Genomic DNA, 13670 nt, shown 5'->3' with positions numbered 1-13670 from the left:
TAAAATCACGACCTTTTACTTTTGTTCTATTTCCATAATATTGTTACCCATTGTACCAAGGTCCACTTCAACTGTCACCAAATTTCTTTTGCACTTCAATGAGTTAATGTAATTAAGAGTACTCAATCACATCCCATGAAATCACGGAAATATCCTGGGGATATTCATACTTTTGGAGCATATCTCTCACATCTGATACATACGAGCTTGAAACTACAATGGCAGATATATCTGCTTCACTAAAAGTAAAATCACCAATATGCCTCCACTCTCGTTCCCGATAAAAGCTATGTTCTTCCTCAATCGTAAAAGTTGTTACTTTGATATAGTTCATGAGAAATCGGTCAATGGACCTCTTCTGTTCCAAACCATTTGTGTCTTCTTCTTTAAAAGAGTGTTGATCGATCATTTCCACCATCGGTAAGTTGTTGGAAGGAATATAGATAACCGGTAAAAAACTTTTATGAATGACGTTTGGTTTGAACCCAACAGCTACATTACCATAATATTTCTTTTGACTGAGCAGGTCCTTAAATGGAATATCAGTCACAGAACAAAATGGCTTTGTCGTAAGGTTCTCTTTTATTTTTTCACTGCTTGATGCCAAAAGTTCTCTTGAGGATAAAATTTTTTGTAATATTTCAAAACACCTCTCATCAGATTTTGGTTCTCCTCCATATTTCAAAATATCTTGAGGGCTTTTAATCCTATGCCAATCCAGGTTCTCCGGAGATCCTGTAAAATGCCAATATATGTTTGAATAGTACCTTTGCATAACATCACCTGCTTTTTCATTCCAATAGTAGAGTGTCCAATTTATCCATCATAAAAACTTCAACCCTAAACTTCTTAAGTTATTCGACATTCTCGCATTACAATTCGATTCATGTCAGCATTTCCCGGGAAATGGCGAATGAAAATAATTAAACTATGTCAACAGGGATTTTATGTGTTATATGAGTAGGTCTATTCCCATTTCATCGCATATGTAATTGTATCCATAAAGTAAAACTTCCAACAGTGGTCCGATTGGTTTAAGATCCCTTAACAGTAGCGACCTACTAGAGCATTGTTGAAATGGTCCAGCTTCTTTTACATTATAGGACAGATCCAAATGCCCAAGACCGTTTTGGTTGGACCGCTCTATTATCGGCTGCGCCAAATGCTAATGTTGAAGTTGTGAAAGCCCTTCTAATCGGGAGAGCAGACCCTTCCTTAGTTGAGCAACAAGATATGTCTGCACTCGACTATGTTAAAAATTTTTGGAAATTCCGAAGTGGAACATATTCTAAATTAATAACCACTCTTTACAAAAGGCCTTCCTATATGGAGAGGTCTATTTTGACCCCTTCCTAAGCTGTAGAATTGGATCGTAAAATACTAGAAAAGTCCCTGAAATGAGGAATCCTTATAAGTTGGGATTATATGACTTATATCTTGGGTGGATGCATAGACTAGGTCATTCATAAGACCTCCCTTTATTAACTGGCGTCCGACTGCGGAGGTCTGAAGAAAAGAGAAAATATTTTCATCTTGGGATAAAAATAGATGATAAGAGGCTTTGGCGCAATCTGAAAGCCTTATTTTTCTATTCGATCTTTTTAAATAATAGTTAATGAACGACCCTACTCCCACAAAATCTTCTAAGCTAAAATGGCCATTAGATCCCGCACACACTAGCGTAAGTTTTTCTTCTTCCCTGTGTCTATTAGCAACATAATAGGCAACGGAAGCATTATTAATGAGAGAAGATGTATATATATGTTTCCCTTGTTGACATCTGTCTATGGCAACCGTTCCATTCGTAGAACAAAGGATTAAATTCTTATCTCGAACCTTATTTCTTATAGAAAGAGGCCACGGAGATTGGAAACCATCGATAACTTTTCCTTTCTTTTCACCTGCAAGATAGCATTGGTCTGAACCTATTTCTTTTGAAAGCTTTTTCCCTTGATCTGGGGTTGCTGTTGTGTACACTTTTAAAGCACCCGCTTCTAGGGCTGTAGCAATAGTTGTTGTAGCTAAAAAAACATCGAAAACAACAATGATATGATTTTTTACCTTTTCAGACATAATATCTTCTTTTCTTGTGATTACATCGATAAACATTAATTCCCCTCCTGTCATTTCACTATATGAGAAGGGTAATTGAAGAATTCTCGAATTTATAGATTTAGAAAGTGTGGCAATTAAAAAACCATCTAATCGCTCCTAGAATGAGAGTTTTTCAATCATGAATTTACTATCAACCGACCAAAGTTATAAATTCTGATAGTATAAAAATTAGAAAACTTGGCATTCACCAAGCCTTTGTGGCGAATGCCTTAGTTGCACTTATGCAGATAGGAAAGTTTTATACTTTCCTATCTGTAGAAAAAAGGGAATACCCAATTGGTACTCCCCCTCTACTATTTAAAATGTGAGCGAATCATAGCATTCACTCTGTCTATTTGAAACTCCACATACCCTTGGTGCATGGCCCAATCTAACATATACCGATGCTCAGGATGAGTTTTGTCACTCATGACCTCGAGGAAAAAGTCATATCCATCGCTGCCTCCGACGTCCTCAGGTGGGGTCTTTCCTTCCCCATCAACACATTCTGGATACCTATTTGAATAATCATCCCTAATCTCCTCAACCTCTATCCAATGTTTCCATTGATCCCCAAAGTCATAAATATATTTTCCACATTTATGGTCGAGAAAATATTCATTCAGTTTTGTGTCTTTATCTAATTGCATCTTATCACCATGGGATGATTCAAAAAGCTCTTGATCAGCAACCACATGGCCAATGGCATTTTCCCATGGTTTTAGTTTTGAAGTCTTTTCGCTACTGAAAATATAAAATTCATATAGATGTTCGCATTGCCAACCAAAGGCAATTTGAATAAGCTCATGGAATTGCCTGAAATTGTAGTGAAGTGGAACAATAACTCTCCTCCAAACTTTTTCACCCTTCAAATCCAGAGTAATCTTAAATATTGCTGCTTGAGATGTAAATAACCGTTTTCCAAAATAGATTTCAAGATGTTTGAACATCTCTTCTGAAGGATACATATAGGATTTAGCACCGTCACCGACAAGTAACCTACTTTTCCTTCTTGCTAGTTCGCTTTGTATAATCTCGTTTGAATTCAGATGCTCTTCGAAAAACATGATTTCTTTGCAATCTCTATTCATTCGAGCCACCAGTTTTCGGTCTCCCGTTTTCCCAAAAATTACTTGAGAGGACTCTCTTACATATTTCTTAACTATTTCAATGTCTATCTCCTCATCTAACAGAGTTGTTTCGATAGCATTCAGGATTAGTTGATCCATCCTTTTAAAATCCTCTGCTTTCACTCCATGCAAAACCACAACATATCGGTTCTTATCATTTACCAACACGATTGTTTTTTTTCGATTCATCAAAATTATGTTTGCATGCCAGCAAAACAAAGGATCTAGTTCCTCTGAAGAGGATTGCTCTGGCTCCATCTTTAATTCACCCAACAGCTTTTTCGTGCATTGAACGAACACACAAATCCTCCTTTTTATTATAAATTATATTACTTTTCTTCATTATAACTGAAAAAACAACTGCAAAATTGCTAAAACTAAGGCAAAACATTTACATTTTATAGGTTCTATTATAGCGTTAACAAAGTAGAAAACGTGATAGAATGGGAAAGGGAGTGATAAAATGATTATTATTATCGATAATTATGATTCGTTTACATATAATTTGGTTCAGTATTTTAGGGAAATAGAAGACGTTAAAGTCTTTCGTAATGATGAAGTGGGTAGGGAAGAAGTTGCTAACCATGATCCAAAACTAATTGTTTTTTCCCCTGGCCCTGGAACACCAAAAGATAGTGGGGTTTGCCAGGATATCTTAAAGAATTATCATCAAACCATTCCAATGCTAGGGGTTTGCCTTGGATTTCAACTCATCGTTGAATTTTTTGGAGGAAAGGTGATAAAAGGCCTTCAGCCAGTACACGGGAAAACAGCGGAGGTTCTTCATGATCAGAGGGGGGTTTTTAAAAACCTTTCCTCTCCAACTATCGTTACACGGTATCATTCACTAGTGGCAGATCTATCGAAAGATAAAAATATTCCTTTAACAATAAGCTCCTATACCAGGGATGGGGTAATCATGGGAGTGAGACATGAAATCTATCCCGTAGAAGGAATTCAATTTCATCCAGAATCCATATTGACGGAGCGTGGGAAGGAAATGCTACTGAACAGTTACCAACAAGCTATCCATTGGAAAGAAGAATTTTTGTATAAGGCACGGTGAGAAAGAAATGAAGACAAATGAATCTCCTTTGATACTATTTGATTTTGTCGATTTACCAAGTCAAAACCTTTTTATTAACCCATTAAGAATCCTAGAGGCTAGGACCATCGAAGAAATCGAGACTCTTTTTTTAGAGATTGAAAAAGAAAACAAATGCGGGCATTATGTGGCTGGTTTTGTTTCCTACGAAGCAGCATCAGCTTTCGATAAACATCATAAGGTGCATCCAAGAAACTCTGATTTCCCATTGGCCTGGTTTGGAGTATATGATAAAGCAGAAGCATATTCCTTTGAAGAAAAGAACACTTCTCCAAATTTCAATGTCAGCGAATGGGAGCTCGATATTACAGAGGAAAATTATCAGTCTTCCCTTACTACCATTAAAGAGGCCATTAGGAACGGGGACACCTATCAAGTAAATTTCACTGCCAGATTGCATGCGAATTTTAAAGGCGATGATTTTGGATTTTATCAAAGCCTAAAACTGAAGCAACAAACCTCTTATTCAGCTTATTTAAATACAGGTCGGTACCGAATCCTTTCCGTATCTCCTGAACTATTTTTTCATGTGAAAAATGAGAGGATCACAACAAAACCAATGAAGGGGACTGCCAAAAGAGGACGATTTCTAGCCGAAGATCAAATATATAAAAGCAATCTTTTCCATTCTGAAAAAGAGCGCGCAGAGAATGTCATGATCGTTGACCTTCTCAGAAATGATATTGGAAAAATAGCAAAACCGGGTACAGTAACAGTTCCAAGACTGTTTGAAATTGAAACATACCCAACCGTCCATCAAATGACCTCCACTATAACTGCCGATCTTCAAGAGGGAACTAAAATTTCGGACTGGTTTCGCGCACTATTTCCTTGTGGATCAATTACAGGTGCACCCAAAATTAGCACCATGGAATATATCGCATCCCTTGAATCTTCTCCAAGGGATGTATATTGTGGCGCTATTGGTATTATTACTCCTGATCGCGAAGCCATTTTTAACGTCCCTATTCGAACGGTAGTGATCGATATGAAAAAAAAGAAAGCTACTTATGGAGTTGGAAGTGGCGTCACATGGGATTCCACTGCAGAAGGAGAGTATCACGAGCTCTATACCAAGGCACGAATTCTAACTGAAAATCATAAGGATTTTGAACTTTTAGAATCTATTCTTCTAGAAGAAGGAAAATATCCTTTATTGAAATATCATCTGCAACGACTGCAACAATCAAGTGAGTATTTTCTATTCGCATATTCTGAAACCAAAATTGTGGATGAGTTAAACCTTTTTGCACAAAAACACCCCTATGGTTCTTTTAAAATTAGATTGATTTTAGATCAAATGGGGGGAATAAATATGGAAGGTGTAGAAGTCTTCAAAATCGAAGAACCTATTTCTTGTAAGTTAGCACAAACCCCAATAGATAGTGCAGATCCATTTTTATTTCATAAAACTACTCACCGGGAAATGTATGAAAAGCACAACCGAGAAGAAGCTTTCTCTGTTCTTTTGTTCAATGAAAAAGAAGAAATTACAGAATTCACAATTGGAAATGTGGTGGTAGAAACAAACGGGGAATTTTTTACACCACCTATTGAATGCGGTCTACTACCTGGAATTTTTCGTCAAAAGCTTCTTGAGGAAGGTATTATAAAGGAAAAAATGATTAAAAAAGAAGACCTCCATCATGTTGATCAAATTTGGTTCATAAATAGTATAAGAGGATGGTTGCAAGTAAACCTGGAAAACTAGCCGCTGGAAACCATCTTGTTTTACTTAAACCATACTTTTTATTAGAATGAAGAGAAACCCACATGATGAGGTGACCCTTATGGAGATCAAAACTATTATTCAAAAAGTTAAGAATCATTCACCACAAATCTTAGGAAGTAAGCGCATTTCTAAGTTTTCCGTACTTCTTCCTCTCGTCGAGATCAATGAAGAGGTCCATATTTTATTCGAAATTAGATCTCAAAACCTTCGCAGGCAACCTGGTGAAATTTGTTTTCCTGGGGGGAAAATGGATAAAGAAGATCAGACAACTATGATGACTGCCATTAGAGAGACAACAGAGGAACTTGGCATTTCTGAAAAAAACATTACTCAAGTTTATCCAATCGATTATTTGGTATCCCCCTTTGGATTAATAATTTTCCCATATGTGGCTCATATTACGGATTTCAATTCCATGACCATTAATCCAGAAGAAGTGGAAGAAATTTTTACAGTACCTCTGTCCTATTTTATGAATAAGGAGCCAGAAATCTTTCATATAAACTTAGAGGTAAAACCAGAAACCAACTTTCCATTTGAACTTATTCCTGGAGGAGAGGAATATAACTGGAGAACAAAAAAGATAGATGAAAATTTTTATATATATGAAGGAAAAGCTATTTGGGGATTAACAGCCCAAATTATAAAACATTTTGTAGAGATTATGAGGGGAGACTCATAGTCTTTTTATTTTTGTATAAACACTTCTTCTCTTTGGAATATTAAAAAGAAAAAGGAGAAAAAGAATGTTTAATCGAAAACTAATGGGACTTTTAACATTTAGTACTGTAATGTCTTCTGTGTTTAGTTTAGTCATCATTGTTGCTACTATTTTACATCACAACAAAATAACTGAGCTTCTAGAAAATTCAAAGTAATCTACCACAGCCTTGTTGAGCAATCGACAAGGCTATTTCTTTTATTATATTTTTCGTTCATTTTCCACTAAAAATTACGCAACCTATAACCAAGTTCCGCATCTTTTTGCTATGGAATTTTTTAAAAAAACAATAAAAATTTGGGAGGAATTTTCTTAATGAACTTGAAAAAGCTTATTTTATCATCGCTGTTAGCACTAGCTATGGTCGTTTCAGGAACGACAGCCTTTGCTAAGGAGGACCAATCAAAAAACCGGTACATTTCGGTCCAACTCCTAGGAATTAATGATTTTCATGGTCAAATTGATGTGACCAGAACAGTGGATGGAAAGAAAGTTGGCGGGGCAGATTATTTAGCAGCTTATTTAAAGAAAAGAGCTAATAAAAATACACTGATTGTGCATGCAGGAGACGTAGTTGGAGCAAGTTCCCCTACCTCTTCTTTACTCAATGACGAACCTACGATTAAGATTCTCAATAAAATTGGATTTGATGTAGGAACTCTTGGAAACCATGAATTTGATCGTGGAACGGAAGAAATGATGAGATTAATTAATGGGGGACCAAACCCAGACACTGGTGAGCCATTCGAAGGAGCCCAATTCCCTTATGTGGTGGCAAATGTAGTTGACAAGCAAACAGGTAAACCAATCCTTCCTCCATATACTATTAAAAAAGTAAATGGAATGCCCATAGGATTCATTGGGGTTGTCACAACTGAAACCCCTTCGATTGTCATTCCTACTGCTGTTGAAAATATAACATTCACAGATGAAGTCAAAGCTATTAACAAAGCAACAAAAGAATTGAAATCTATGGGTGTCGAATCCATTGTAGTACTAGCCCATGTCTCTGGATCTTCAGAAAAAGATGGCAGTCAGGCAACAGGAGAAATCGTAAACATGGCCAGTGAAATAGATGATGAAGTGGATGTGATATTCGGCGGACATAATCACGGCTATTTGAATACGACAGTGGATGGAAAGTTACTGGTTCAATCCTATTCTTATGGAACTGCTTTTTCCGATGTAGACTTGGAAATTGATCCAAAAACTAAGGATATCGTTAAGAAAGATGTTGAAATTGTTACAACTTTTCATGAAGGAATAACGCCAGATCCAGAAGTAGCAAAAATTGTTGAAGAAGCAAAAGAAAGAGCTGGAGAAGCACTTAATGAGGTTGTTGGACAAGCTTCAGAGGATATTCTCAGAGAACAAAATCCTGCTGGTGAGTCAGCACTTGGCGATTTAATAGCGGATGCACAACGAAAAGCGATGAATTCCGAAATTGCAGTGATGAACCCGGGAGGAATTCGAGACAATATCTATAAAGGGGAAATCACTTGGGGTGATCTGTACACCGTTCAGCCATTTAATAACATCCTAGTTAAGATGGATTTGACCGGCCAACAAATTATAAATCTGTTGAATCAACAATGGCGAGAGGACAAAACGATAATGCTCCAAATTTCGGGACTCAAATACACATGGGATGACTCCATTCCTTATAATGAAAATCGTATAGTAGATATTACTATTAATGGTGAACCAATTGATCCAAACGCAACATATTCCGTTACAGCAAACAATTTCCTAGCAGCCGGCGGGGATGGTTTTACGGTACTCACCGAAGGAACGAATCAAGCAACTGGTCCAACTGACATTGATGCCTTAGTGGATTTTGTAGAAGCAATGGATCAACCTATTTCATACGATAGAGATGGAAGAATTCAATTAAAATAAGAATGCAAAACAAAAATATAAATTGAAAAGGCACTCCGACATGATGAGTGCCTTTTCATTTATCCCGCATTTACGGACCTTTAGGTCATATCCTTAGGTATTAACAATCAGTGGGGATGGCCACTGATTGAAGTTTCACTCTATTTAAACCAACCTTTTTCTTTAAAACGAGTAATAGCTTCAATTCTGTTACTGACTTCTAGTTTGTCTAAAATAACCGATATATAATTTCGGACAGTCCCATTCGTTATATATAATTCTTTCGCAATTTCTTTCGTATTCTTTCCATCAGCCATAAGCTTCATTACTTGCTCTTCTCTTTCGGTCAAGGGATTACTTTCATGAAAAGCCATATCAATTAGTTCAGGAGCATACACTTTTCTTCCTCCCATGATGATACGTATCGAATTGGCTAATTCTTCACTTGGGCTGTCTTTTAATAAATAACCACTTACATTGGCATTACGCGCCCGCTCAAAATATCCGGACCTAGCAAATGTGGTTAATATAATTACCTTACATGGTATATTATGTTTTTTGATTTCCTCTGCAGCATCAAGACCACTCTTTATCGGCATTTCAATATCCATAATACAAATATCTGGCTGATACTTTCTAACAAGTTGTAAGGCCTCTTCCCCATTTTTAGCCATCCCTACGACTTCCATATCCTCTTCCAAATCAAGCAATGAACCAAGTGCTCCCAACAATAACCTTTGATCCTCCGCTATGACTATTCGAATCAACGCATTCTCTCCCCTCATGGATTTATTGATTTAATAAAGCATTTGGTACCTTTATTTTGACAACTGTTCCATTTTGCTCTTGGATTTCCAAACTTCCATTCACAAATTCCAAGCGCTCTCTCATCCCTTCAAGCCCATGACCACCTTGAGAATCTTTTTCTGATGTAAAAGATATCCCTTTTCCGTTATCCATGACATGAATGATTACTTCATCAACTGTTTGTTCAATTACAATTCTACAAAAATCCGCCTCACTATGTTTAACCACATTGGTTATAGCTTCCTTAAGACACATGCTTAAAACATGCTCCACAAATAAAGGAACTTCAATGGACTTTGGTTCTCCTACTACCTCTAGTTCGATTTGTGCGGCTTCTAAAATCTGCTGAACATGCCCGAGCTCTTCGTCAAGGGTGGAACCTCTCATATCAGAAACCATCTCGCGAACTTCTTTTAATGCCGTTCGAGCGGTTTGACGGATATCTTGAATTTCTCTTATTGCTGAATCCGGGTTAACTGAAATTAATTTGCCTGCCAGATCACTTTTTAAGCCTATTAAAGAAAGCTTTTGTCCTAACGTATCATGTAAGTCACGAGCTATTCTTTGCCTTTCTTCAATCACCATTAACCGTGAAATACGTTCATTCGCATTCTGGAGTTGATCTTCCAATTTTTCTTGTTTAATTCGATTATACAATGTAAATGGTAGCAAAATTACTCCAATTAAGCTGATAATAATAAACGGAAGTTGACTTAAAAACATGGCTGTTTCTACAAAAAAGCCATAGCTTATGGAAACAATTGTAAAAACTAAGTGTACAACATATAAGGTGATAAAACCTGCTTTTTGTTGGATGTTTCCAATAAAAAAAGCTAGAAATAAAGCAAAATAAATATATCCAAACATCCAGGTCATTGCCAAACTTATAAACAAATCAATCCCAAGCCAAACATAGACTGACCATCCTTTGGACAGAAAAGAAAGACTATAGGAGACAAAAAATAAAATAGTTAAAACAATGCCAATTATAATTTCAGGAGTAGAAGAAGACCGAAATATAAAATAAAAAGGTAGAATACAAAAAATGATCCAAATGTAGGAACTTAATCCTGTGTTTTTCGGAAAAATATGAAACCAGTTTTGCATATCATTCCCCTTTCAAAGAACATTTTTTCAATATGTAACTTTATTGTACTATAAATGATACCAAATGGATTAAATAAGCTCTCTTGTCCTACAAACAGGTAAAAAACCCTTCAAAGAACTGAAGGGTTTTTTACCTGTTATTTTTCTTGTAATCGAGAAGGATTTAAGGAAAGTTTGGTTTTTCGCATACGTTCCTTTACTTCCTTAAACGAGACAAAATCCTTTTTCTTATCATCATATAATCTAAAACGAATAGCTGCCAGACTGGATGCCAGAGTTATCGTAGTTGCTTTTTGCAATGGAGGAGTCGATTCATGGGCCGCTTCAAGCTTGTAATTCGGTACCCTTGGACTCAAATGGTGAACATGGTGGAACCCGATATTACCCGTAATCCATTGCAATACTTTTGGAAGCTGATAATAGGAGCTCCCATCAACTGCAGCCTTTACATAATCCCATTCCTCTTCATACTCAAAGTAAGAATCCTCAAACTGATGTTGAACATAAAATAACCAAATCCCCAAAACGCCAGCAACAAATACAATAGGAAGCTGAACGAAAAGAACTGCTTGCCAACCAATGGTCATAAATAAAATGGTATAGACCATAACAAGGGAAAGGTTAATTAAATACGTATTCCAACGCTCCTTCTTCGGAGCACCCTTTCGATTCAGACGGTTTTCGATTAAAAACAAATAGAAAGGTCCCAATCCAAACATCACAAGTGGATTTCGATAAAAACGGTATGACAAACGCGTCCAAAATGACGCATTCATATATTCATCTACCGTCATGACCCACATGTCACCAGTTCCCCTTTTATCAAGATTACCACTTGTTGCATGGTGAATCGTATGGCTTCGTTTCCATTTTTCAAAGGCAAAATGAGTAATAACCCCGGTAATTGTTCCAAGAACCTTATTTGCTTTTTTACTTTTAAAGAAAGATTGATGGGTACAGTCATGGAAAATAATAAAGATTCGAACCAAAAACCCAGCAGCAATGATTGATAAAAATATACTCAAAGTAATTGAGATAGATAGGCTTTGGTAAGATAAAAACCAGAAAAGAAAAAATGGTGGAATGGTATTTAAAATTTGCTTTATGCCAACCTTTATATCTGATGTTTCAAATGGTTTTACACTCTTTCTTAGCTCTACTTGCTTTTGCTTACTCATGAATGAGAACCTCCTTGTATGACGAAAGAAATTGTTTATGTTCTTATCTTTATCATAGTGAAAACATCTCATTCAAATAAGTAATAACCGTCAGCCCCTATACATGACAAATGTCATGCTCGTCCAAATTATTCATTTATGAGCAAAAAGCTATTTTTTCACCCAATATTGGGAACAATCCTTGCTTCGGTCCATAAATCCATATTCAATAAGATAACGTCGAAGGGTTGCAAAATCAGCAAATATCTTCTTTAGTACCCCATTTACTTCAGGTTCAGTGTAAATCCTGTTTTTATCAAACTTCCTTATTATATGCTGAAGGATAATAATCTTACGTTTTTCTTTACTTGGAAATGATTCCAAGGCTCCATCTAAACCTTGTTTAAAATATGTATTTAATACTTTTTCCTTTTCAGACGAAGTAATTGCATATCGGTCATCCACCATAGTCGCCCCCTTGTGTAATGGTATAAATTCTTCTTCCCCGGACTTTTGACGATTCACCAAGTCCATAATGGCCAAAAACACCCTTGATTGCTTTTCCCTCTCCTTTAGCTTAAAACGATGCGTTCGAATGGTTGATGTACTACCTACCTCAATCAGCTGGGCTATCTCTTTATCTGACAAGCCTTGATAAAAATAGGTAAGAACCTCTTTTTGAATATCTGACAAACCCGTATATTTTCTATCTAGTGATAAAAGGTGGTGAAGCATGGAATGGTGCTTATCTGTTATATGATGCTTCATTGCCCATTCAGCTTCATATAAAACATTATTAATTGGATAAATAATCCCTTTTTGAAAGACCTCCTGACAAACAAGACAGCAATATGTTTCTTTTTCTGAATTATAAAAATATCCTTTTGTTAATTCCTCAACCGATGCATCCCAAAATTCTTCCTTGCCCAACAAACAATCACCTCAATTGTTTTTATATATGTAAACATATTATCAAATCGTTTGTTAATTGTAAAACGTTTTGTTGATTCGTTTTACGTTAAAAAAGGATTACTACCATTCCTGGCAGTAATCCTTTTTTAGAAATCAGTTAACATTTTTTCTAGTTCTTCAATTTCTTTAACGTATCTAGTATTTATTTTCAAAGTATTTAATGCACTTTGTATTAGCATTTTTCTTGGACTATTCGAATGAAGAACCTCATGTTTCACAAAGTCAATTAGTTCAACATAAACCAAATCTTCATCACTATTGCTAAGCATCTTTTTAAGATAGTCTATCGTTTCCTCCATACGTTGCTGTGTGGTTTTCCCTATGGATCGGCTCACTGGGACCAACGTTTCTAATAACTCCGGACCGTTAAGTTGTTCTTCAGATTGGGCCACCTCATAAACCATTTTGACGATTCGGTTCACACTGTATCGTACCACTTCATAAATCCCATCATTGATGTCATGACCTATTCGATAATACTTAATATTATGATTTAAGATCCCTAAAAAAGTTATAGCACAATCGAGTAAATATGGCTTTTTATCCTCACCAAAAATCTCTAGAAAACGTTCATAAATCCAGCGTAAGGTCCGCAACTGTGATCGTTTTATAAATTCCTTCAGATCTTCATCATTTAAAACAAATACTTCCTCAAATAGAGCAACCAGTTTGTTTTTTTGATTCGTGTTTAACTGGAGTTCGATTTGTTTAATAAAAACTTCAATATCTGCTGGGTTTTGTCCAATCAGTAATTCATTCCGGTCCTTCTCAAGTTTTTCGTAGATTTCTTTAAATAGGGTTATTAATAATTCGTTTTTAGAGGCAAAGTAATTGTAAAACGTTCCCTTTGAAATGCCACTGTAATCCAAAATATCCTGAATGGAAGTTGCTTGAAACCCTTTCTCTATAAAAAGTTGATGAGCTTTTTGAACAACATGCTGCTTTCGATTATGCAAAGTAATCACCT

General features: G+C 36.1%; 14 protein-coding genes. 6 read left to right on the top strand and 8 right to left on the bottom strand.

The annotated features are described in order from the left end of the window. Positions 1 to 112: 112 nt before the first annotated feature. The gene (locus RZN25_10905; protein MEQ6377330.1) at positions 113 to 775 is read right to left on the bottom strand and encodes an abortive infection system antitoxin AbiGi family protein; all 663 of its coding nucleotides are present in this window, start codon (positions 773 to 775) and stop codon (positions 113 to 115) included. Positions 776 to 1077: 302 nt separating this feature from the next. On the opposite strand from RZN25_10905, the gene RZN25_10900 reads away from it, so the two are divergent. Further along, positions 1078 to 1356: an ankyrin repeat domain-containing protein gene (locus tag RZN25_10900; GenBank protein ID MEQ6377329.1), complete on the top strand. Its 279-nt coding sequence runs from the start codon at positions 1078 to 1080 to the stop codon at positions 1354 to 1356. A gap of 24 nt (positions 1357 to 1380) precedes the next feature. Here the strand turns inward: RZN25_10900 and RZN25_10895 are convergent, their stop codons facing one another. Both RZN25_10895 and RZN25_10890 read right to left on the bottom strand, forming a co-directional pair. Then, complete coding sequence (locus RZN25_10895) at positions 1381 to 2109, bottom strand: 2-phosphosulfolactate phosphatase (protein ID MEQ6377328.1); 729 nt, start codon at positions 2107 to 2109, stop codon at positions 1381 to 1383. 299 nt (positions 2110 to 2408) lie between these two features. After that, a complete protein-coding gene (locus RZN25_10890; protein ID MEQ6377327.1) occupies positions 2409 to 3524 on the bottom strand; it encodes a plasmid pRiA4b ORF-3 family protein in 1116 nt (371 codons plus the stop codon). Positions 3525 to 3687: 163 nt separating this feature from the next. Here RZN25_10890 and RZN25_10885 point away from each other — a divergent pair, with 163 nt between their 5' ends. From RZN25_10885 to RZN25_10865, 5 genes are all read left to right on the top strand, one after another. Beyond that, positions 3688 to 4290 (top strand): aminodeoxychorismate/anthranilate synthase component II, encoded by a 603-nt coding sequence (locus tag RZN25_10885; GenBank protein ID MEQ6377326.1) that lies wholly within the window; start codon positions 3688 to 3690, stop codon positions 4288 to 4290. 7 nt (positions 4291 to 4297) lie between these two features. Further along, a complete protein-coding gene (pabB, locus tag RZN25_10880) occupies positions 4298 to 6040 on the top strand; it encodes an aminodeoxychorismate synthase component I (protein MEQ6377325.1) in 1743 nt (580 codons plus the stop codon). Positions 6041 to 6119: 79 nt separating this feature from the next. Further along, positions 6120 to 6743, top strand: coding sequence for a CoA pyrophosphatase (locus RZN25_10875; protein ID MEQ6377324.1), 624 nt, complete (start codon positions 6120 to 6122; stop codon positions 6741 to 6743). A 64-nt stretch (positions 6744 to 6807) separates the two neighbouring features. Then, positions 6808 to 6939: a hypothetical protein gene (locus RZN25_10870; protein ID MEQ6377323.1), complete on the top strand. Its 132-nt coding sequence runs from the start codon at positions 6808 to 6810 to the stop codon at positions 6937 to 6939. Positions 6940 to 7097: 158 nt separating this feature from the next. After that, complete coding sequence (locus RZN25_10865; GenBank protein ID MEQ6377322.1) at positions 7098 to 8681, top strand: 5'-nucleotidase C-terminal domain-containing protein; 1584 nt, start codon at positions 7098 to 7100, stop codon at positions 8679 to 8681. Between the two features lie 140 nt (positions 8682 to 8821). Here the strand turns inward: RZN25_10865 and RZN25_10860 are convergent, their stop codons facing one another. From RZN25_10860 to RZN25_10840, 5 genes are all read right to left on the bottom strand, one after another. Beyond that, complete coding sequence (locus RZN25_10860) at positions 8822 to 9427, bottom strand: response regulator transcription factor (protein ID MEQ6377321.1); 606 nt, start codon at positions 9425 to 9427, stop codon at positions 8822 to 8824. Between the two features lie 22 nt (positions 9428 to 9449). Then, positions 9450 to 10574 (bottom strand): sensor histidine kinase, encoded by a 1125-nt coding sequence (locus RZN25_10855; protein MEQ6377320.1) that lies wholly within the window; start codon positions 10572 to 10574, stop codon positions 9450 to 9452. Between the two features lie 137 nt (positions 10575 to 10711). Then, a complete protein-coding gene (locus tag RZN25_10850; protein MEQ6377319.1) occupies positions 10712 to 11752 on the bottom strand; it encodes a fatty acid desaturase in 1041 nt (346 codons plus the stop codon). 150 nt (positions 11753 to 11902) lie between these two features. Further along, positions 11903 to 12661, bottom strand: coding sequence for a DUF2087 domain-containing protein (locus tag RZN25_10845; protein ID MEQ6377318.1), 759 nt, complete (start codon positions 12659 to 12661; stop codon positions 11903 to 11905). A gap of 128 nt (positions 12662 to 12789) precedes the next feature. Further along, positions 12790 to 13668 (bottom strand): TetR/AcrR family transcriptional regulator, encoded by an 879-nt coding sequence (locus tag RZN25_10840; GenBank protein MEQ6377317.1) that lies wholly within the window; start codon positions 13666 to 13668, stop codon positions 12790 to 12792. Positions 13669 to 13670 lie beyond the last annotated feature (2 nt).

It is taken from the genome of Bacillaceae bacterium S4-13-56, from assembly GCA_040191315.1.
Taxonomy (GTDB): domain Bacteria; phylum Bacillota; class Bacilli; order Bacillales; family JAWJLM01; genus JAWJLM01.
The sequence above is the reverse complement of the archived record's forward strand: the minus strand, read 5'-3'. Positions and strand labels throughout refer to the sequence as shown.

Coding starts and splice junctions, on each gene's coding strand:
- RZN25_10905 (MEQ6377330.1), bottom strand. CDS start 775: ATGCAAAGGTACTATTCAAACATATATTGGCATTTTACAGGATCTCCG.
- RZN25_10900 (MEQ6377329.1), top strand. CDS start 1,078: ATGGTCCAGCTTCTTTTACATTATAGGACAGATCCAAATGCCCAAGAC.
- RZN25_10895 (MEQ6377328.1), bottom strand. CDS start 2,109: ATGTTTATCGATGTAATCACAAGAAAAGAAGATATTATGTCTGAAAAG.
- RZN25_10885 (MEQ6377326.1), top strand. CDS start 3,688: ATGATTATTATTATCGATAATTATGATTCGTTTACATATAATTTGGTT.
- pabB (MEQ6377325.1), top strand. CDS start 4,298: ATGAAGACAAATGAATCTCCTTTGATACTATTTGATTTTGTCGATTTA.
- RZN25_10875 (MEQ6377324.1), top strand. CDS start 6,120: ATGGAGATCAAAACTATTATTCAAAAAGTTAAGAATCATTCACCACAA.
- RZN25_10870 (MEQ6377323.1), top strand. CDS start 6,808: ATGTTTAATCGAAAACTAATGGGACTTTTAACATTTAGTACTGTAATG.
- RZN25_10865 (MEQ6377322.1), top strand. CDS start 7,098: ATGAACTTGAAAAAGCTTATTTTATCATCGCTGTTAGCACTAGCTATG.
- RZN25_10855 (MEQ6377320.1), bottom strand. CDS start 10,574: ATGCAAAACTGGTTTCATATTTTTCCGAAAAACACAGGATTAAGTTCC.
- RZN25_10850 (MEQ6377319.1), bottom strand. CDS start 11,752: ATGAGTAAGCAAAAGCAAGTAGAGCTAAGAAAGAGTGTAAAACCATTT.